Genomic DNA, 18,765 nt, shown 5'->3' with positions numbered 1-18,765 from the left:
GTTTTTATCTCTATAAAGAAGAATGCAAAACAAATTATATATTTTTCCTTTCGATAGTTTCTTCTCCCCAATATAGCCTATCCGCGGTAGTCTTCGAAAAGGCCAGAGGTAAAACTTCATCAGAGCCTTCTTCCCAAATTTGTTCGGCTAATACTTCGTCATTATTCGCTAATTCAAAAATAGCTTGAGCAATTTCAATTGAGGTTTCTCTAACTTTAGCCCACTCAGCTATATGGTGAGGATCTTTCATTATTCGCTCCTAATTAAATGATTCTGGTAAAAATACTCAGATATTTCAACTCTGTGAATAAGATCACTACGACTTTAAATATATTGCCATTTTTCACTTTTAGTGGCGCTCCATTAAACGCGCTCACTGTTCACACTCTCTAGTATATGACTATAAGTTAAGTAATAGAGATAAAAAAGTCATGAATATTCGCCATGTTGTTGCTATTGATTTAGGCGCATCTAGCGGTCGAGTCATGTTGGCTTGCTATGATGTGCATAATAAAAAATTATCATTAGATGAAATTCATCGTTTTACAAACCATTTGATCACTGAAGGTGAACACTGTTATTGGGATCTGGATGATCTTGAAGCTCAGATACTGATTGGCTTACACCGTGTAGAGCAGTCTGGCATCAATATTGACAGCATTGGCATCGACACTTGGGGGGTTGATTATGTCCTCCTTGACCATGATGGTAATACCGTCGGTCGTAACTTTTCCTACCGTGATAACCGTACCCAAGGTGTCATGGAACAAGTTCAAGCCGATCTCGGTGTGCAGAATATCTACCAAAAAACTGGGATCCAATTCCTTCCTTTCAATACGTTATATCAATTGAAGGCCTTGCAACAATCACACCCTCAATGGCTGGAACAAGCACATCATTTATTGTTGATCCCTGATTATTTGTCATACCGTTTGACTGGGGAAATAAACCATGAATATACCAATACCTCCACCAGCCAAATGATTAACCTGCAAACGGGCGATTGGGATGATGAATTAGTCGAATATTTAAAGTTGCCACGTCGTTTATTAGGTGAAATCAAGCAACCAGGTAATACCATTGGCTATTGGCATACGCCCAAAGGCCAAAAAACCCCCGTGATTGCTGTGGCAAGCCATGACACTGCTAGCGCTGTTATTGCAGCACCGATAACCGATAGCCATGGTGCCTATTTAAGTTCAGGAACGTGGTCATTAATGGGCCTCGAACGCACATCCCCTTGTACTTGTGAAAACGCATTTGCTGCCAACATTACCAACGAAGGAGGTGTTAATGGCCACTACCGTGTTCTAAAAAATATTATGGGATTATGGTTATTCCAACGTATTTGCCTTGAGCACGATGTCCAAGATATTTGCAGCCTCATTGCCTCAGTAGAAGCTATCCCAGCATTCACATATCTGATCAACCCGAACGATAATCGGTTTTTGAACCCAGAGTCGATGAGCCAAGCCATTAAAGAGGCTTGTCAGGAACACCAACAATCCATCCCAAATACTGTCGCTGAGCTAGCTCGCTGTATTTTCGACAGTTTAGCGCTGCTTTATCGCCAAGTATTTCTTGAATTGCAGCAGATTAATCATTCTCCATTACAACAGCTGCATATCGTCGGCGGTGGCAGCCAAAATGCCCTACTTAACCAACTATGCGCCAACACTTGCGGGGTTCCTGTGAGCACAGGCCCGATAGAAGCCTCCACCTTAGGAAACATTGGGTGTCAGTTAATTGCCCTCAACACCATTCCAGATGTCCCCGCTCTGCGCACTATTATTGCGCAAAATACTGAACTTTGTTGGTTTCAACCACAAAGTGTCGCGCTGGATAACCCTTGGAAACGATTTAAAACCATTACGGGCTAACTCAGGTTATTAACCGTATATCGATAAGTTATAAGGAAAATTTCATGTCTAATTACAAAGAAAGTTATCTTATTGCCAAACAACGTTTTGCTGACCTTGGTATCGATACTGAACTGGCGATGCAAGCCATGGCAGACTTGCCTGTATCGATGCATTGCTGGCAGGGAGATGACGTGGCTGGCTTTGAAAAATCCGCAACCGCTTTAAGCGGCGGTATTCAAGCTACAGGTAATTACCCCGGCAAAGCGACCAATGCGATTGAATTACGTGCAGACATGGATAAAGCGATGAGCTTAATTCCTGGTCCTAAACGCGTTAACCTGCATGCTCTTTATCTTGAAGCAGATACCGCCGTCGAACGTAATGAAATTGAACCACGCCATTTTGCTAATTGGGTGGATTGGGCGAAAAAAAATCATATCGCACTCGATTTTAACCCTTCTTATTTTTCCCATCCGCTCAGTGGCGAAGCAACACTCACTCATAGTAATAAAGAAATTAGAGACTATTGGATTGGCCACGGGCAAGCTTGCCGCCGTATTTCTGCCTATTTTGGTGAGTCATTAAAAAGCGCTTCCGTGATGAATATTTGGATCCCTGACGGGATGAAAGATCTCCCCATTGACCGCTATGCTCCACGCCAACGCTTAGTCGAGTCATTGGATGAAATTATCAGTGAAAAAATTGATGTTAAATATCACATCGATGCCGTCGAAAGTAAATTATTCGGTATTGGCGCAGAGTCTTACACCGCAGGCTCCAGTGAGTTTTATTTGGGCTATGCCATCACACGTAAAACCGCTTTATGTTTAGATGCTGGGCACTTCCATCCAACCGAAGTCATTTCGGATAAAATTTCAGCGGTCATTCCCTATGTTGAACGTCTACTACTACACGTCAGTCGCCCTGTACGTTGGGACAGTGACCACGTCATTTTGTTAGATGATGAAACTCAAGCCATTGCCAATGAAATCATTCGCCATAACTTAAAAAACCGCGTGCATATTGGTCTCGATTTCTTTGATGCATCGATTAACCGAATTGCCGCTTGGGTCATTGGGACTCGCAATATGAAAAAAGCATTGCTGCGTGCCTTGCTTGAACCTACAGCAAGATTACGCCAACTTGAAATTGAAGGGGACTTCACGGCTCGCCTTGCGCTATTAGAAGAACAGAAATGCCTGCCATGGCAAGCCGTTTGGGATGAATATTGCGAACGCAACAATGTTCCTGTCGGCGAAAAATGGTTAGATGAAGTTAAACAATACGAAAAATCAACATTATTAACACGTTAAGGTGAATTGTATGCAAGATATTCTGACATCTTGGTTTGTTCAAGGGATGATCAAAGCTACCAGTGATATGTGGCTCAAAGGCTGGGATGAACGCAATGGTGGCAATGTGAGCTTACGACTAACCGAAGACGATGTAACGCCATTTAAACACACCTTTCACGCTGAACCGCGTTACATCAAAGCGACAGAGCCAGTTAAAGAGCTCGCAAACCAATATTTTATTGTTACAGGCTCCGGTAAATTTTTCCGTAACGTTGCCTTAGACCCCGCAGATAACTTGGGTCTGGTTCGTATCGATAACGAAGGTCAGGGTTACCATATTGTTTGGGGCTTTGTGAATGGCGCAATACCAACCTCTGAATTTGCTGCACATTTTCAATCGCATATCACACGTATGCAGGTCACTAATGGTACCAACCGCGTCATCATGCACTGTCATGCAACTAACATCATTGCATTAAGCTATGTTTTACCACTCGATAGTGCATCCATCACACGTCATTTATGGGAAATGAGTACCGAATGTTTGGTTGTTTTCCCTGATGGTATTGGTGTGCTGCCATGGATGGTACCTGGCACAGATGGTATCGGTTTAGAAACGGCGGAACAAATGAAACAACATGGCCTAGTACTTTGGCCATTCCACGGTATTTTTGGCTCCGGCCCAACCCTAGATGATGCTTTTGGTTTAATTGATACCGCAGAAAAATCCGCGGAGATATTGGTAAAAGTTCTCTCCATGGGGGGTAAAAAACAAACTATTTCAACAGAAAATCTGATTGCGCTTGCCAAGCGATTTAATGTCATACCAATGTCTGATGCATTGAAATAAAACCTGTTTCTCTGTGGATAGGGCTCTTCTTCCACAGAGAAATTAAAACGATAATAAACAGTGAGGGATAGTTCATGGGCAGTGGAATTTTACTCGGTATTTTTTGGCATTTTGTCGGCGCAGCTTCAGCCGCCTGCTTTTACGCACCATTAAAGAAAGTTAAAAACTGGTCATGGGAAACGATGTGGTCCATTGCCGGTATTTTTTCGTGGATTATTTTACCTTGGACCATCAGTTATATTTTACTTCCTGACTTTTGGGCCTATTACAGCTCTTTTAGTGCAAATATTCTGATCCCCGTATTTTTATTTGGCGCCATGTGGGGGGTGGGTAATATTGGCTATGGCTTAACCATGCGCTATTTAGGTATGTCAATGGGGATTGGGATTGCCATTGGAATTACACTCATCGTCGGTACCTTGATGACCCCTATTATTCAAGGCACATTTGGCGAGTTAATTGCTTCTACGGGCGGAAAATTAACGATCCTCGGTGTCTTAGTGGCTGTTCTAGGGGTCGCCATCGTCTCCTATGCAGGGTTACTGAAAGAAAAAGCGACCGGAGTACGGGCAGAAGAATTCAACCTGAAAAAAGGCTTATTACTGGCCGTGATGTGCGGTATTTTCTCTGCGGGTATGTCATTTGCTATGAGCGCTGCTGTTCCTATGCACGAAGCTTCCGCAGCACAAGGCGTTTCACCTCTCTATGTCGCACTACCAAGCTACGTCATCATTATGGGTGGCGGCGCATTAATCAACTTGGGCTATTGTTTTATTAGGCTTATTTATCGCCAAGATATCTCTTTCAAATCAGATATCTCTGTCCCCAAAGCCCTACTAATCAGCAATATTTTATTTGCCATTTTGGGTGGCGGTATGTGGTACTTCCAATTCTTCTTCTATGCATGGGGACACGCCAATATCCCATCACAATACGGCTTTATGAGCTGGATGCTACATATGAGTTTTTATGTACTGTGTGGCGGTATTGTGGGATTAGCCCTAAAAGAATGGAAAGGCACTGGCAGAAAACCTGTCCGAATTTTATGTTTAGGCTGCTTAGTGATTATCTTAGCTGCAAATATTGTTGGCTTGGGAATGGCGGCATAACGTAACGGCTTTTTATTTTAATCGATCGGGAGGTCAGTGATGACCCATAGAATGATACTCAATGAAACCTCATACTTTGGCGAGGGAGCCATTAACTACCTTATAGAGGAAATTCAAAAACGCCAATTTAACAAAGCACTGATAGTTACAGATGCAGATCTGGTTAAATTTAATGTTGTCAGTAAAGTCACCCAATTATTAGATAACGCTAAATTGGACTACGCCATTTATGATGCTGTTATTCCTAACCCAACCATTGATACCGTCCAACAAGGATTAGCACACTTCAAACAATCTAATGCAGATTATCTTATCGCTATCGGCGGTGGTTCTCCGCAAGACACCGCCAAAGCAATTGGGATTATTATCAATAACCCACAGTACGAAGATGTGGTGAGTTTAGAAGGTGTCGTTCCGACCCAAAACCCTGCGGTTCCGATTATTGCAATACCCACTACCGCGGGAACCGCAGCAGAAGTCACAATTAACTACGTCATCACAGACAACAAACTGTGCCGTAAATTTGTCTGCGTTGACCCCCACAGTATCCCTGTGGTTGCGATTATTGACCCATCAATGATGGCATCCATGCCCGCTAGCCTAAAAGCCGCAACTGGGGTTGATGCCCTAACTCATGCGATTGAGGGCTATATCACTAAAGGGGCTTGGGCTCTAACTGATGCTCTGCATCTTAAATCTATTGAATTGATCAGCAACTCGTTACGGCAATCCGTTAAGGGTGATCCGCAAGGCGTTGAAACAATGGCTCTTGCACAATATATGGCTGGAATGGGCTTCTCTAACGTTGGTTTAGGATTGGTGCATGGTATGGCTCACCCACTTGGGGCGTTTTACAATACACCTCATGGCGTCGCCAATGCCATTTTATTACCCCATATCATGGCGTATAACGCAAATTATACAGGGGAAAAATACCGCGATATCGCCCGTGCAATGGGAGTAAAAAATATAGACTCCCTATCACTTCAAGAAGCCAGAGGCAAAGCCATTGCCGCAGTCTTTGTACTGAATAAAGATGTTGCCATTCCTGAAAAACTTCGTGAAATCGGCATGAAATTGGAAGACATCCCCTCCCTTGCTCAGGCAGCCTTTGAAGATGTGTGCACTGGGGGCAATCCACGCAATGCAACATTAGACGACATCATTGAATTATATCAAGCAATTTATTAGGGGATAATATGATGATAAAAAAAGCATTTGTGATGCAAGTTGCTCCTGATGCACACCAAGAGTATCAGCGCCGACACGATGAAATTTGGCCTGAATTAGTGCTTACACTCAAGGAACATGGAGCACATCATTATTCTATCTTCCTAGATAACAAACGAAACTTATTGTTTGGCTATGTGGAAATTGAATCTCAGGAACGTTGGGATAGCATTGCACAAACAGAAGTGTGCCAAAGGTGGTGGAAATATATGTCGGATATCATGCCATCAAATCCCGATAATAGCCCAATTAGCGATGAGCTAAATACCGTATTTTATTTAGAGTAATATTCTTCCCGAGACAGTGCTAGCCTATTGGCTAGCACTTATCTCAATTTATTTTTTTGTAAAAAACAATGGCGATATGCGCTTGCGGTCATATTCATTTTTTTATGGAAAACACTCGAAAAATAATTACTGTCCTCATAACCACATTGCCCAGCGATTTCACTGATCGACAATGAAGTACTACGTAATAATAATGCCGCTTGGCACAGACGTAATTGTTGCAGATATTCCATTACCGTCATTCCTGTTTTCGACTTGAACAAACGCTGTAATGAACGAGCTGACAACTTGTGTTCCTTAGCAAACTTATCTAGTGAAAATGGCGTATTGATACTTAAATTTAAACGGTTTATTAGCTGATCCATTTGATGTAATAAGCTTATTGGTGCTTGGTCTGGCTGATATCGTAAACGGTAAATATAAATTGCCAGTTGTAAGAATAACCCTTCACAAAGATGAATCGAGGGGATATCAGGTTTTTGGCATTCTGATGACATTTTTTCAATAATTGGCGTTAATGTTGGTAAACTCGAAGGTGGTAACTTCCAATGCCTAGATATTTCTGGTTGATGGCCCAATGGCACATACTTTTCAATAGACTGTTGAATCAAAAATTCATTAGGCTTATATAAGACATTCACCAGTTTTAAATCATTTACAGAGTGATAGCCATGACTATCCTCTGCATTAATATAAAACAGATCACCACACGTAATCGGGTAATCATCACCATTCCAATGGTGTAAGCCATTCCCTGAAAAAACGATCACAAACTCATTAAAATCATGGCTATGAATAATAAAATCTTCCTGAGAGTTCCGTTTTTCTACTGTCACGGTATTTTCAGGCCGAATAAAATAATCGCTACTATTGAGAGACAGAATTTTTTGTATCATAACCACCTCAAAAAAGTGTAAAGATGATCATGACGATCTTTGTTAATTGCTGCAATGACGCAGGTCACGAGGTGTGAAATTATACTCGCTCTTAAAACGCGTTGAAAAATACGCACTATCATTAAAACCACTTTCCAGCGCAATATCCGTAATCGTTTTCTCTGAAAAACGGATTTGATAATATGCTTCAGATAGCCTCAGCTTTATTAAATAATTTTGTGGCGATATACCTAAATTATTTTTCATATATCGATGAAAAGTACGTAACGAAACCGAAAACTGAGCGGTTAAACTTTCCCAATCAATTTCTTCCATAAAATTTGCATTCAACCACCGTAACATCTGAATAATACGCTGTTCATTACTCCCCTCACCTATGTGATTATAACGACCCTCTTGCAGGTTCATAATTAACTGTAAGAACAAACTTTCAGTATAAGCAGGGTCAGAACCATCAATTTCGTTAAGTTTATCAATGATCTGTTGCGCTTTATTGCAATGCTCTTTATTTAATAACCAATGGGAAATGTTTTTTTCAGTATCGGCGGGGAAAAAATGACTGATATTGTTTAAATAAGTAAAGCCAGAGTCTGAACGATATAACACGTTAGTTAAATTGAGATTAGAGACATTATCAAATAAGTGATAATCGCTGGATTTAATATAACATACCATACCTGGGCATAATGTATAAGGCCGCCCATTAAGTACATGTAGGCCAACGCCTTGAGTCACCAAAAAAATCTCACTAAAATCATGTGTATGCTCAGGAAAAATAGGCTGAGGTACCCTTGGTTCAACCGCAATGTGCTGCTGTGGTGTGATAAAAAAATCTTCGCTATAGAGTTTCATGAAAGATCTCCCAATAAGTACTCCTCACCTATAATACTCACCGTTGGATTTATGTCCCGATAATCCATTTACCGTAAATACCCTTATCTCCTCATTCTAGTGATCTTATCCAAAATCACCTTGAAATTACTGCCAAGCAATCACTTGTTATTGGCAATATTTTCAAGAGTTCATCGAATAAATGCGCGAAATGTGACATTGAATACACCAAGGCTACTTCATCTAAGATCGCTATTTTGCAAGATAAAGCAATCTTCAGGTATTTTAACTCTCTGACTTATTAAAATAGGATTGATTATCAAAAAAAGGGGTAAAATCAGCTAATTAACTGAATTTTAGGCATAAAAAAAGACATCGGTTGATGTCCATTGACTTCGAAATGGTACGCCCTACAGGATTCGAACCTGTGACCTACGGCTTAGAAGGCCGTTGCTCTATCCAACTGAGCTAAGGGCGCATTGTTAATGCAGACAGCCTATCTGGCTGATGGCGTTGAATTATACGGTTGCTGAGCGCCGAGTCAATGGCTTTTCGCTACTAAAATAGCTATATGCTCATTTTATGTAACAGTTTGAACTGACAATGGCGTTAACTTCTGACAAAATAGAGTCATCACCGTGTCTCATATATGGATTAAGTTACAGATGTTAGCAAAAATTATTGATGGGAAAACGATTGCGCAGACAATTCGGCAGGAAGTTGCCCAAAAAGTACAGTTACGTTTAGAACAAGGGAAACGGGCTCCGGGTCTCGCGGTCATTTTAGTGGGTGCGAACCCTGCTTCTCAAATTTACGTCGGTAGCAAACGCCGTGCTTGTGAAGAAGTCGGTTTTATTTCTCGTTCTTATGATTTACCCGACACCACAACAGAAGCTGAACTTCTGAAACTGATTGACGATTTAAACCAAGACGCTGAAATTGACGGTATTTTAGTTCAACTGCCATTACCTGCTGGGATTGATAACGTCAAAGTGATTGAACGCATTCGCCCAGATAAAGACGTTGATGGCTTCCACCCTTATAACGTCGGCCGCCTGTGCCAACGTGCGCCTCGCTTGCGCCCTTGTACGCCTCGTGGAATTGTCACGCTGCTTGAACGCTACGACATCAATACTTATGGCCTCAATGCCGTTATTATTGGTGCATCGAATATTGTCGGTCGTCCTATGAGTCTTGAGTTATTATTAGCGGGCTGTACAACAACTGTGACCCATCGCTTTACCAAAGACTTAGAACAGCATGTCCGCAATGCTGACCTGCTCGTTGTGGCTGTTGGCAAACCAAATTTCATCCCAGGAGAATGGATTAAACCGGGTGCTATTGTAGTTGATGTGGGCATTAACCGCTTAGAAAATGGTAAGGTGACAGGTGATGTGGACTTTGATGAAGCATCAAAACGCGCAGCGTGGATCACCCCTGTTCCGGGTGGTGTTGGTCCAATGACTGTTGCAACACTGATTCAAAACACGCTACAAGCGTGCGAAGAGTATCACGATATTTAATGTATTTTGGAGTTATTCATGGAAATTTTCAATCTTGAAGGGCACCCACACGTTGAACTGTGTGATTTGCTAAAAATTCAAGGCTGGGCAGAAAGTGGCGCAATGGCAAAAGCTATGATCGCTGAAGGTTTAGTACAGGTTGATGGCGAAGTAGAAACCCGTAAACGCTGTAAAATTTTGGCAGGCAAAGTTGTCTCTATGGGCGACGAACAGGTCAAAATCGCAGAGTAATTTCATTGGTAAGCTGGTATTTTCAGCTTACCAATTACCCTAATTAAGATCTTACTCGACCCAATGCATTATCTATCCGAATACTATTTAGTATGTCTTTCGGTACTGTACCGTCAAAAGAAAATTGAATCATTTTACCCATCCCATTATCGACGGATTTCTTTTCGTTAGACTTATTCAGTTTCGCTGACTCGTCTATTAATTCAACTGTTCGACTTATCAGCTTTAAATTTTCATCTCTTGGGAGCTTCAGCTCACTAGACCAGTTCTTTACATGCATCACAGGGACTTCATGTCGATGGTCATTTCGCATAACGACTAAGTTAAAGCATTCAAACTTTAAATTTTCAGTATTTCCATTTTTATTTATACCAAATTTTTTTATTTTCAAATCACCAAACTGCTGCTCTTTAACACCTTCAGAAAACAATAATTTCCCTTGTTTTTCTTGGGATTGGGGTGATGACCAGACAATCACCACTTTGGGTTTATTTTGCATAATATCTGAGAGAAATCGCTCAACGGGTGGTGTTTTGGGCTTGCTCGGTTCAATCTCTGCCGTTACTACCTTTTGTTCGCTTTTTATCGGTACTTGTTTTGCATTAATTGGCGCTATTGCACTTTCGGGTGGCACCGCACTTGGAATATACCAAGTTGCAGTGGGCATATTCGCTGGCTGCCTTTTAATCCCCACAAGATTTTGTAAAAAGGTGACAAGGCTTTTTTTAACGGATGTTGCAGACCATAAACTTCTGATTGATGAGTTGATTGGTGATGGCATAATTATTAACCCTTATTTCAAATAATAGCGCCATCATCTTGTTCGCACTGTTGATGGCTGCATTTTGTTCATTAATTGAGCTTATTATTTGATGGAACAATAATTATTTCTTGCAAATTTAGCCACTAAATAGAAAACGGCCAGATATTGAATCAATACCTAGCCGTTTAGTTTTATTAAATTCTGCACCCAATACGCTAAATAGTTCGTGTTGTGGCTAGGCGCCGAACGCGGATAGCTTGGGGAGTATACACAAGTATGTGACCCAAGTAGCCAAGTGATGGCAACACCGCCACAGCGCGAAATATGACGCGTAGGCGTAGGCGCTTACTTACGACGCCAAGTAGTCCCCGCCGATGAATCCTCCAGCACAATGCCCATCGCCGTTAATGCATCACGTGCAGCATCAGCTTGTGCCCAGTCTTTGTTTTGACGTGCATCTAACCGCTGCTGAATTAACGCTTCGATTTTTGCAACTTCCGCATCATCTTCACTTTGGGCACCGCCTTTTAAGAAGCTTTCTGGGTCTTGTTCCAGTAAGCCGAGCACGCCTGCTAATTCACGCAGTTCTGCCGCCATTCCGTTAGCTGGGGTCATATCTTCCGCTTTCAAACGGTTGATTTCACGCACCATGTCAAATAACACGGAATAGGCTTCTGGCGTATTAAAGTCGTCATTCATGGCTTCAACGAAACGTGCTTTAAAATCTTCGCCACCCGCTGGTTTTGCTGATTTGTCTGTGCCGCGTAGTGCGGTGTACATACGCTCTAACGCAGTGCGCGCTTGCTTCAGGTTTTCTTCTGTGTAATTTAGCTGGCTACGATAATGGCCTGAAAGCAGGAAATAACGCACTGTTTCAGCATCGTAATACTCGAGCACATCACGAATCGTGAAGAAGTTATTGAGAGACTTCGACATTTTCTCTCTATCAACCATCACCATTCCAGAGTGCATCCAATAATTAACGTATGGACCATCATGAGCACAGGTGGATTGAGCAATTTCATTTTCATGATGCGGGAACATTAAGTCAGAACCACCACCGTGAATATCAAAATGGTTACCCAATGTTTTGCTGTTCATCGCAGAACATTCAATATGCCAACCCGGACGGCCTAAACCCCAAGGTGACTCCCAGCTTGGCTCACCTTCTTTAGACATTTTCCAAAGCACGAAATCCATTGGGTTACGTTTAACGTCTGCAACTTCAACGCGAGCACCCGCTTGAAGCTGTTCTAAATCTTGACGAGATAACAGACCGTAATTTGGGTCAGTTTTCACTTCAAACATCACATCGCCGTTATCCGCCACATAAGCATGGCCACGTTCGATTAAGCTTTCAGTCAACTCGATAATTTCGCCGATATGGCGTGTAGCACGTGGTTCGCTATCAGGGCGTAAGATATTCAACGCATCAAAATCTTTGTGCATTTCCGCTAACATGCGAGTGGTGAGTTCTTCAACACTTTCGTTATTTTCCGCGGCACGTTTAATGATTTTATCGTCGATATCCGTCACGTTGCGAACATAATTCAAATCATAACCCAAATAGCGCAAATAGCGGCTAATTGCATCAAATGCCACAAATGTCCGGCCATGGCCGATATGACACAAGTCGTAGATAGTGATGCCACACACATACATCCCAATCTTTCCTGCGTGGATGGGCTTAAACTCTTCTTTTTGACGACTTAGTGTATTAAAAATTTGTAGCATCTGGACTTTTCCATGTAAGTGAAAAATGATTATCGATTTCTATCGGTAAAATACCATGTTATTGAACCCCGATCACCTTAAGAATGCAAGGGTTTACCCCGCCTTTTCTTGTTGAATTCAACAGGCATTTAATACACACCTATTATGCTATAAAGCACCTGCAAAACGCACTGTCACTTCAAGTCGGGTTTTATCTGTGATATAAACGTGCAGATCTCAACGCTTTCGCAAGATAGCGCACAAAAAACAATTATTCAGGATAGCTATTATGGTTACATTTCATACCAATCACGGCGACATTGTTATCAAAACATTTGACGATAAAGCGCCAGTCACAGTCGAAAACTTTTTAACTTACTGCCGTGAAGGTTTCTACAATAATACCATTTTCCACCGTGTTATTAACGGCTTCATGATCCAAGGCGGTGGTTTTGAGCCGGGCATGGAACAAAAAAACACGAAAGCGCCTATTAAAAACGAAGCAAACAACGGTGTAAAAAACACCCGTGGTACGCTGGCAATGGCTCGTACTAACGACCCACACTCTGCCACCGCGCAATTCTTTATCAACGTTGCTGATAATGACTTCTTAAACTTCCGTTCAGAACGCCCAGATGGTTGGGGCTACTGCGTATTTGCTGAAGTCGTTGAAGGCATGGACGTGGTTGACAAAATCAAAGGCGTTTCAACTGGCCGTAGCGGTTTCCACCAAGACGTTCCTCGTGAAGATGTTGTGATCGAAAAAGTGACTGTCAGCGAGTAATCCTGCCTCTATGTCCACTTACATCATTGCAGATCTGCATTTGAGTGAAGATGAACCGGCGATCACCGCCGGTTTTATCAACTTTATTCAACAGCAAGCCATCCACGCCGACAACCTGTATATCCTCGGTGATTTTTTCAATTATTGGGTGGGCGATGACGATAACACCCCGCTTCATCAGCGCGTCGCAAATGAGCTAAAACAGCTCACAGCAAAAGGCATTCCTTGTTATTTTATTCATGGCAACCGTGATTTTTTAATTGGTAAACGCTATGCCAAGCAGTGCGGGATGACGATTCTATCCCAAGAAACCCTTCTCGATATTTATGATAAGCGCATTTTAATTCTACACGGTGATACTTTGTGTACCGATGATATGGCTTATCAAAACTACCGTAAAAAAGTCCACACCCCTTGGATCCAACGAGTTTTCCTCACGCTACCGCTGTTTATTCGCCGCCGAATCGCACAAAAAATGCGTAAAAACAGCCAATATGCCAGTAGCATGAAAGCCGAGTCTATCATGGATGTTAATCCACAAGCGGTTGTTGATGCACTACAAAGACACCAAGCCCAATGGATGATCCACGGTCATACCCATCGCCCTGCCATTCATGAAGTCAATATTGGTGGGAAAATGTATTTTCGTGGTGTACTAGGTGCATGGCACCATGAAGGTTCAGCCTTCGTCATTAATGAACACGGTATTGAGCTGATTTTCTTTCCCTTCGAATAATCCCATAAAAGTTCTTGGTCGCAAACGCGACCGTTTGCTTACTTATTAACCACGCAAACGTTTTCCTTGCTGCTTTGTCGTGATATGATCGGCTCAATTCAATTCTCCACCTTCGGGTGACATTTTTTTCAATACAGGAAAGCACCAAATGACTGCCCAAGCTTCTGCTCAATCTGCGGCAAAAATCGCCATTGTTATGGGTTCGAAAAGTGATTGGACGACCATGCAGCACGCTGCTGATGTATTAACCGAACTCCAAATTCCTTTTCACGTCGAAATTGTCTCCGCACACCGCACACCCGATAAACTGTTTTCATTTGCCGAAACAGCCAAAGCAAACGGCTTTGATGTGATTATTGCAGGCGCAGGTGGCGCAGCACATTTACCGGGTATGCTAGCGGCCAAAACCTTAGTGCCTGTTTTTGGTGTTCCTGTACAAAGTGCCGCACTTAGTGGAGTTGATAGCTTATATTCCATCGTCCAAATGCCAAAAGGCATTCCTGTGGGCACCCTGGCGATAGGTAAAGCTGGCGCTGCAAATGCCGCATTGCTAGCGGCTCAAGTCTTGGCTATCGCTGATGAAGCTGTTTTCAAGCGCTTATCCACATGGCGTGAAACACAAACTAATGACGTACTCAATAACCCAGACCCGAGGGAAGCGTAATGAAGCCTGTTTGCGTACTAGGCAATGGCCAACTAGGCCGTATGCTACGCCAAGCTGGTGAGCCGCTGGGTATCGCTGTTTTCCCTGTAGGGCTTGATGCAGAACCTGAAGCCGTTCCTTATCAGCAAAGCGTGATCACCGCTGAAATCGAACGTTGGCCTGAAACACCATTGACCAAAGAATTAGCACGCCACAATGCCTTTATTAACCGCGATATTTTCCCGCGCTTAGCCGACCGCTTTCCGCAAAAGAGCCTGTTTGATAGCTTAAACTTGTCAACCGCCCCTTGGGCACTACTTGAATCCCCAGAGCAATGGCCTGAATTGTTTGCCTCATTGGGTGATTTCCTGATAGTAAAACGCAGAACCGGTGGCTATGACGGGCGCGGCCAATGGCGTGTACGCCCCGGCGATGAAATTAATCTACCTGCTGAAGTCTACGGTGAATGTATTGTCGAACAAGGCATCCCGTTTGATGCTGAAGTGTCTGTCATTGGTGCACGCAATGCCGCGGGGGAATCCGTTTTTTACCCTATCACTCACAATTTGCACCAAGAAGGCATCTTGCGCACCAGCGTTGCGTTTCCAAAATCCACAAATCCCCAGCAAGAGACCGCACAAGCTATGTTAAGTGCGGTGATGGATGAACTTGGCTATATTGGTGTGATGGCAATGGAATGCTTTGTTGTGGGCGATACACTACTCATCAACGAGATTGCCCCTCGCGTACATAATAGCGGGCACTGGACACAAAACGGCGCATCAATCAGCCAATTTGAGTTACATTTGCGTGCCATTTTGAATCTGCCAATGCCATCCCCTGAAGTATTCAGCCCCGCGGTAATGGTGAACTTAATTGGTACTGGTGTGAATATTGATTGGCTCAATTTGCCACTCGTCCACTTGCATTGGTATGAAAAAGAGGTGCGCCCAGCCCGTAAAGTTGGCCACTTAAACCTCTCCCACAGCGATTGCCAACTGTTAGCCAATACGCTCAGCGCATTAGTGCCGCTTTTACCAAATGAGTACAAAAGTGGCATTGAGTGGGCAAATGAAAAATTAGACTGGTACTCGCGCCAATAAATAGGGAAAATAGCCCTTAATCGATGCCCGAACTTGTTTTCGGGCATTCTGCTATTTTCGCCGTCATCCAGATGATAACTCTCCTGACTAAAGGTGTGCGGCATGACTGGAGTTACTATGTCTTCGCAGCATTTTAGTCCGTTTTACCAGTGGTGTATTTTAGTTCTGTTGGGGCTAGTATATTTTTTAGCCACCGCGACCACTTTCACCTCCTTAGGTGTTGTTTTGCCCGAAATGATCAGCGAACTAAAGTGGAGCTGGAGTGAAGCGGGTTTTGGCTTTACCTTATTAGGATTAACTTGTGGGTTAGCAAGTTTCCTACCTTCTCTGCTAATCCGTAAAGTCGGTGTACGAGCCACATTATTGCTCGGCACCTTAGTGTTCGTTGCAGGCTTTTATAGTCTTTATTCCACCAACACCATCAGCACCTATTTCTTAGGTACCGCCTTAATTGGTATTGGTTTTACCTTATTAGCTACCGTGCCTGGCACTTACGTGCTTTCCCGCTTATTTGAAAAACAGTCCCTCGCCTTTGGCTTGTATTTCACCATTGGTGGGCTCGGTGGAGTTGCAGGGCCTTGGATTTATTTCTACGCCTCAAACCAGCTGGGCTCGTGGCGTATGCACTGGGTTCTATGCGCGGTCTATCTCAGCATCGTCACACTTATCACTATTTTTATGTTACGTGAAGGCAAGCGAGAGCAAGAACACGCCAAAAAAGTGATGCAAAAACAAGTCAGTCATGCAAATAAACCCATTTACCGTACAGCTGAAGTGTGGACGGTTGGACGCGCTCTGCGCACGTGGCAATTTTATTTAATCGCTGCAACGTATACGTCATTTTTATGGTGTGGGATTACCGTAAATAGCTTTGCAGTTGCCCATATTGAAGAACGAGGCTTCGGTATGACGGTAGCGGTTTCATTACTGAGTACGATGGCTTTTGTAAATGCATTCTCACGTTTTATTGGTGGTGCTGCTGGAGAATGGCTGGAGCCGAAAAAACTGCTGATCGGCAGCTTAATTATTATGGTGCTAGGGGTTATCTTCCTCAGTATCGCAAGCTCTTGGTTCTGGTTAATTTTATTTGTTCTATGCGTAGGAATTGGTTACGGCATGACATTCTTAGCCTCCAGTGTTTTGCTATCAAACTACTTTGGCCGCGGCCCCTATTTAGAACTGTTTTCTGTGGTTAACTTGATTTCCACTATCGCCTGTTTAGCGCCATTTATCGCAGGTGGCATCAAGGACTATACAGGGAGCTTCACCCCAGCATTTTTAGTGATTGCCGCCCCTGTTGTGGTGATCCTCGGTTTGACCTTAATGATGAAGCCGCCCGCACTCAATACCAAATAAAAAATCCCGAGCACAAGCTCGGGAAAATAATAACCAAGGGAAAATGTTCAGAAAACCAGATATTGGATCAAAACATGTGTTTCACATTGTGCCACGCCAAACTGCAATGAGGTGGCACAAAGTCAATCAAGGCTTTAACAATTCAGGGACTTTCAACAGAATAAACTCGTTATCATCGGCTTGGTTAGGCTCACGGCTCGATGAGAATGGGTAGTTATTGTCATTTCCAACAATAATATGTTCTCCGTCAACCACGTCTACGTTCTCAATCGTAAAGAATGGGAAGGTAAATACCCCATCATTCAGTGGCTTTCTTGCCTGACTATTTGGGTCTTTAATATTCATTAAATCAATATACGCCTGCTTATCAACCGCTCCACCGACGTTTTCGTCTGAAAATGCAATGCGGTATACGCGTTTGAATTTCGCTAGGTTACTAAAGCAATTTTCCGTGTTCGTACTGCCAGCGGCGCAGGCTTTATCCGATGTCCCTTCACCATTATCACGTTCGATAATTAAGCCATGGGTGTCATCGATTAAATTAAAATCGCCGATAGCATTTTGATTGTCTTCAAATACATACAACCAGCTTCTACCCGTCCAATCTTGTTTTTTTACATCAAATTCAAGAATACGAGCAGCACGTTTGCCATCCAAATTTTCATAATCTTGTTTCTCATCAACCCAAATTGCCCCTTCAAGCATTGGGTACAGTTTTGAACCATCTGGCGAGGAAGCCATCCCTTCAAATCCTTTTGAGCGATTAACTTGGAAAGCCACTTTATCCGTTGGTTTACCCGGTGTGGTAACTTGGTAATGATCAGGGGAAACCACTTTTTTGCCATCGACTTGCGTTTCAAACAGGGCTAGCACTTTGCCATCCAAATCCATTTTTATCAGGTATGGGCCAAACTCATCCCCTACCCATAACGCACCATCCGCAAATTGAAAACTTTCTGGGTCGAAATCACTGCCCGTTAAATAACGTTCCTGTGTACTCTCATTAATAATATGAAAAGGAATGATTTTATCGGGATCATGGAAAAAAACCGTTTTGAGTGGTGTGGTTTTGCCTGATTTAAAATCAATATCGTATTGCGTCACATACAGCATCGAGTCTGGTGAATTCACTTTATTACCAAACCCATTATCCGTTAACACCCAATAGGAGCCATCTGCCATACGTTTAATCCCCGAATGGCCTTGTAATGGCTGCCCTTTAATTGGAATGTATTTTCCTGTTGGGCGATCAGCGGATTTCCCCTCCACTTTACCGAGGGTATCAACGCGTGTCCCCGTGGTGAATTTCCCACTCACTTGCAAGTCTGAAGGCGCATTTTGTGGTGCAGGAACTGTAGAATCAACGTGAAGAATAGAATGCCCCGCTAATGTGGCAGGCACTTCTTGTTGAGCGAACCCTGAGAGGCTAAATGAAATCAAGCTTGCCAGTAAAGAAAACGACCCTACTTTTTGTTTAACTGAGCGTTTAATTGAGTTTTTATGCTGCATGGTTATGTTTCCACTTTAAGGCTATCAATAATCGACGGCGGAAT

19 protein-coding genes and 1 tRNA gene are annotated in these 18,765 nt (G+C 42.9%); 13 read left to right on the top strand and 7 right to left on the bottom strand.

Going from position 1 to position 18,765, the window contains the following annotated elements:
- Positions 1 to 34: 34 nt before the first annotated feature.
- A complete protein-coding gene (locus ABWP91_RS03500; RefSeq protein WP_219246177.1) occupies positions 35 to 250 on the bottom strand; it encodes a YccJ family protein in 216 nt (71 codons plus the stop codon).
- Positions 251 to 431: 181 nt separating this feature from the next.
- On the opposite strand from ABWP91_RS03500, the gene rhaB reads away from it, so the two are divergent.
- The 6 genes from rhaB (at position 432) to rhaM (ending at position 6,633) form a co-directional block, all read left to right on the top strand.
- Positions 432 to 1,880 (top strand): rhamnulokinase, encoded by a 1,449-nt coding sequence (gene rhaB / locus ABWP91_RS03495; RefSeq protein WP_353242049.1) that lies wholly within the window; start codon positions 432 to 434, stop codon positions 1,878 to 1,880.
- Positions 1,881 to 1,924: 44 nt separating this feature from the next.
- The gene (locus ABWP91_RS03490; protein ID WP_353242048.1) at positions 1,925 to 3,175 is read left to right on the top strand and encodes an L-rhamnose isomerase; all 1,251 of its coding nucleotides are present in this window, start codon (positions 1,925 to 1,927) and stop codon (positions 3,173 to 3,175) included.
- A 10-nt stretch (positions 3,176 to 3,185) separates the two neighbouring features.
- Complete coding sequence (gene rhaD, locus ABWP91_RS03485; RefSeq protein WP_353242047.1) at positions 3,186 to 4,007, top strand: rhamnulose-1-phosphate aldolase; 822 nt, start codon at positions 3,186 to 3,188, stop codon at positions 4,005 to 4,007.
- A gap of 74 nt (positions 4,008 to 4,081) precedes the next feature.
- Positions 4,082 to 5,116 carry an L-rhamnose/proton symporter RhaT gene (rhaT, locus tag ABWP91_RS03480; protein WP_353242046.1) on the top strand — a complete coding sequence of 345 codons (1,035 nt, stop codon included), beginning with the start codon at positions 4,082 to 4,084 and terminating at the stop codon, positions 5,114 to 5,116.
- A gap of 39 nt (positions 5,117 to 5,155) precedes the next feature.
- Positions 5,156 to 6,307: a lactaldehyde reductase gene (gene fucO / locus ABWP91_RS03475; protein WP_353242045.1), complete on the top strand. Its 1,152-nt coding sequence runs from the start codon at positions 5,156 to 5,158 to the stop codon at positions 6,305 to 6,307.
- Positions 6,308 to 6,318: 11 nt separating this feature from the next.
- The gene (gene rhaM, locus ABWP91_RS03470; protein WP_353242215.1) at positions 6,319 to 6,633 is read left to right on the top strand and encodes an L-rhamnose mutarotase; all 315 of its coding nucleotides are present in this window, start codon (positions 6,319 to 6,321) and stop codon (positions 6,631 to 6,633) included.
- 38 nt (positions 6,634 to 6,671) lie between these two features.
- Here the strand turns inward: rhaM and ABWP91_RS03465 are convergent, their stop codons facing one another.
- The 3 genes from ABWP91_RS03465 to ABWP91_RS03455 all read right to left on the bottom strand — a co-directional run bounded on the left by ABWP91_RS03465 (position 6,672) and on the right by ABWP91_RS03455 (position 8,838).
- The gene (locus tag ABWP91_RS03465) at positions 6,672 to 7,529 is read right to left on the bottom strand and encodes a helix-turn-helix domain-containing protein (protein WP_353242044.1); all 858 of its coding nucleotides are present in this window, start codon (positions 7,527 to 7,529) and stop codon (positions 6,672 to 6,674) included.
- A gap of 42 nt (positions 7,530 to 7,571) precedes the next feature.
- The gene (rhaS, locus tag ABWP91_RS03460) at positions 7,572 to 8,381 is read right to left on the bottom strand and encodes an HTH-type transcriptional activator RhaS (RefSeq protein ID WP_353242043.1); all 810 of its coding nucleotides are present in this window, start codon (positions 8,379 to 8,381) and stop codon (positions 7,572 to 7,574) included.
- 380 nt (positions 8,382 to 8,761) lie between these two features.
- A tRNA-Arg gene (locus ABWP91_RS03455) sits at positions 8,762 to 8,838 on the bottom strand.
- A gap of 187 nt (positions 8,839 to 9,025) precedes the next feature.
- On the opposite strand from ABWP91_RS03455, the gene folD reads away from it, so the two are divergent.
- Together folD and ybcJ are read left to right on the top strand one after the other, a co-directional pair.
- Positions 9,026 to 9,883 (top strand): bifunctional methylenetetrahydrofolate dehydrogenase/methenyltetrahydrofolate cyclohydrolase FolD, encoded by an 858-nt coding sequence (gene folD / locus ABWP91_RS03450; RefSeq protein ID WP_353242042.1) that lies wholly within the window; start codon positions 9,026 to 9,028, stop codon positions 9,881 to 9,883.
- 18 nt (positions 9,884 to 9,901) lie between these two features.
- Entirely contained in the window at positions 9,902 to 10,114 is a 213-nt protein-coding gene (gene ybcJ / locus ABWP91_RS03445; RefSeq protein ID WP_219246167.1) for a ribosome-associated protein YbcJ, read from the top strand.
- Between the two features lie 43 nt (positions 10,115 to 10,157).
- On the opposite strand, the gene ABWP91_RS03440 is transcribed toward ybcJ, so the two are convergent.
- Both ABWP91_RS03440 and cysS read right to left on the bottom strand, forming a co-directional pair.
- The gene (locus ABWP91_RS03440; protein ID WP_353242041.1) at positions 10,158 to 10,895 is read right to left on the bottom strand and encodes a protein-tyrosine phosphatase family protein; all 738 of its coding nucleotides are present in this window, start codon (positions 10,893 to 10,895) and stop codon (positions 10,158 to 10,160) included.
- A 327-nt stretch (positions 10,896 to 11,222) separates the two neighbouring features.
- Positions 11,223 to 12,611 (bottom strand): cysteine--tRNA ligase, encoded by a 1,389-nt coding sequence (gene cysS / locus ABWP91_RS03435; RefSeq protein ID WP_353242040.1) that lies wholly within the window; start codon positions 12,609 to 12,611, stop codon positions 11,223 to 11,225.
- A gap of 268 nt (positions 12,612 to 12,879) precedes the next feature.
- Between cysS and ppiB the strand changes: the two genes are divergently transcribed.
- The 5 genes from ppiB to ABWP91_RS03410 all read left to right on the top strand — a co-directional run bounded on the left by ppiB (position 12,880) and on the right by ABWP91_RS03410 (position 17,212).
- Positions 12,880 to 13,374: a peptidylprolyl isomerase B gene (gene ppiB / locus ABWP91_RS03430; protein ID WP_353242039.1), complete on the top strand. Its 495-nt coding sequence runs from the start codon at positions 12,880 to 12,882 to the stop codon at positions 13,372 to 13,374.
- Positions 13,375 to 13,384: 10 nt separating this feature from the next.
- Positions 13,385 to 14,110: a UDP-2,3-diacylglucosamine diphosphatase gene (locus tag ABWP91_RS03425; protein ID WP_353242038.1), complete on the top strand. Its 726-nt coding sequence runs from the start codon at positions 13,385 to 13,387 to the stop codon at positions 14,108 to 14,110.
- 148 nt (positions 14,111 to 14,258) lie between these two features.
- Positions 14,259 to 14,774, top strand: a complete 516-nt coding sequence (purE, locus tag ABWP91_RS03420; protein ID WP_353242037.1) for a 5-(carboxyamino)imidazole ribonucleotide mutase — start codon at positions 14,259 to 14,261, stop codon at positions 14,772 to 14,774.
- Positions 14,774 to 15,856: a 5-(carboxyamino)imidazole ribonucleotide synthase gene (gene purK / locus ABWP91_RS03415; RefSeq protein ID WP_353242036.1), complete on the top strand. Its 1,083-nt coding sequence runs from the start codon at positions 14,774 to 14,776 to the stop codon at positions 15,854 to 15,856. Before purE ends, purK begins: the two co-directional genes overlap by 1 nt.
- Positions 15,857 to 15,973: 117 nt before the next feature.
- Positions 15,974 to 17,212 carry an MFS transporter gene (locus tag ABWP91_RS03410; protein WP_502935788.1) on the top strand — a complete coding sequence of 413 codons (1,239 nt, stop codon included), beginning with the start codon at positions 15,974 to 15,976 and terminating at the stop codon, positions 17,210 to 17,212.
- Positions 17,213 to 17,338: 126 nt separating this feature from the next.
- Here ABWP91_RS03410 and ABWP91_RS03405 read toward each other — a convergent pair whose 3' ends face one another.
- Positions 17,339 to 18,721: an esterase-like activity of phytase family protein gene (locus ABWP91_RS03405; protein WP_353242034.1), complete on the bottom strand. Its 1,383-nt coding sequence runs from the start codon at positions 18,719 to 18,721 to the stop codon at positions 17,339 to 17,341.
- Positions 18,722 to 18,765: the final 44 nt, after the last annotated feature.

Source organism: Providencia sp. (assembly GCF_040396775.1).
GTDB lineage: Bacteria > Pseudomonadota > Gammaproteobacteria > Enterobacterales > Enterobacteriaceae > Providencia.
The sequence above is the reverse complement of the archived record's forward strand: the minus strand, read 5'-3'. Positions and strand labels throughout refer to the sequence as shown.

Coding starts and splice junctions, on each gene's coding strand:
- ABWP91_RS03490 (WP_353242048.1), top strand. CDS start 1,925: ATGTCTAATTACAAAGAAAGTTATCTTATTGCCAAACAACGTTTTGCT.
- folD (WP_353242042.1), top strand. CDS start 9,026: ATGTTAGCAAAAATTATTGATGGGAAAACGATTGCGCAGACAATTCGG.
- purE (WP_353242037.1), top strand. CDS start 14,259: ATGACTGCCCAAGCTTCTGCTCAATCTGCGGCAAAAATCGCCATTGTT.
- rhaM (WP_353242215.1), top strand. CDS start 6,319: ATGATAAAAAAAGCATTTGTGATGCAAGTTGCTCCTGATGCACACCAA.
- ABWP91_RS03405 (WP_353242034.1), bottom strand. CDS start 18,721: ATGCAGCATAAAAACTCAATTAAACGCTCAGTTAAACAAAAAGTAGGG.
- ABWP91_RS03465 (WP_353242044.1), bottom strand. CDS start 7,529: ATGATACAAAAAATTCTGTCTCTCAATAGTAGCGATTATTTTATTCGG.
- fucO (WP_353242045.1), top strand. CDS start 5,156: ATGACCCATAGAATGATACTCAATGAAACCTCATACTTTGGCGAGGGA.
- rhaB (WP_353242049.1), top strand. CDS start 432: ATGAATATTCGCCATGTTGTTGCTATTGATTTAGGCGCATCTAGCGGT.
- ABWP91_RS03440 (WP_353242041.1), bottom strand. CDS start 10,895: ATGCCATCACCAATCAACTCATCAATCAGAAGTTTATGGTCTGCAACA.
- purK (WP_353242036.1), top strand. CDS start 14,774: ATGAAGCCTGTTTGCGTACTAGGCAATGGCCAACTAGGCCGTATGCTA.
- rhaT (WP_353242046.1), top strand. CDS start 4,082: ATGGGCAGTGGAATTTTACTCGGTATTTTTTGGCATTTTGTCGGCGCA.
- ABWP91_RS03410 (WP_502935788.1), top strand. CDS start 15,974: ATGTCTTCGCAGCATTTTAGTCCGTTTTACCAGTGGTGTATTTTAGTT.
- rhaS (WP_353242043.1), bottom strand. CDS start 8,381: ATGAAACTCTATAGCGAAGATTTTTTTATCACACCACAGCAGCACATT.
- ppiB (WP_353242039.1), top strand. CDS start 12,880: ATGGTTACATTTCATACCAATCACGGCGACATTGTTATCAAAACATTT.
- ABWP91_RS03425 (WP_353242038.1), top strand. CDS start 13,385: ATGTCCACTTACATCATTGCAGATCTGCATTTGAGTGAAGATGAACCG.
- ABWP91_RS03500 (WP_219246177.1), bottom strand. CDS start 250: ATGAAAGATCCTCACCATATAGCTGAGTGGGCTAAAGTTAGAGAAACC.
- cysS (WP_353242040.1), bottom strand. CDS start 12,611: ATGCTACAAATTTTTAATACACTAAGTCGTCAAAAAGAAGAGTTTAAG.
- rhaD (WP_353242047.1), top strand. CDS start 3,186: ATGCAAGATATTCTGACATCTTGGTTTGTTCAAGGGATGATCAAAGCT.
- ybcJ (WP_219246167.1), top strand. CDS start 9,902: ATGGAAATTTTCAATCTTGAAGGGCACCCACACGTTGAACTGTGTGAT.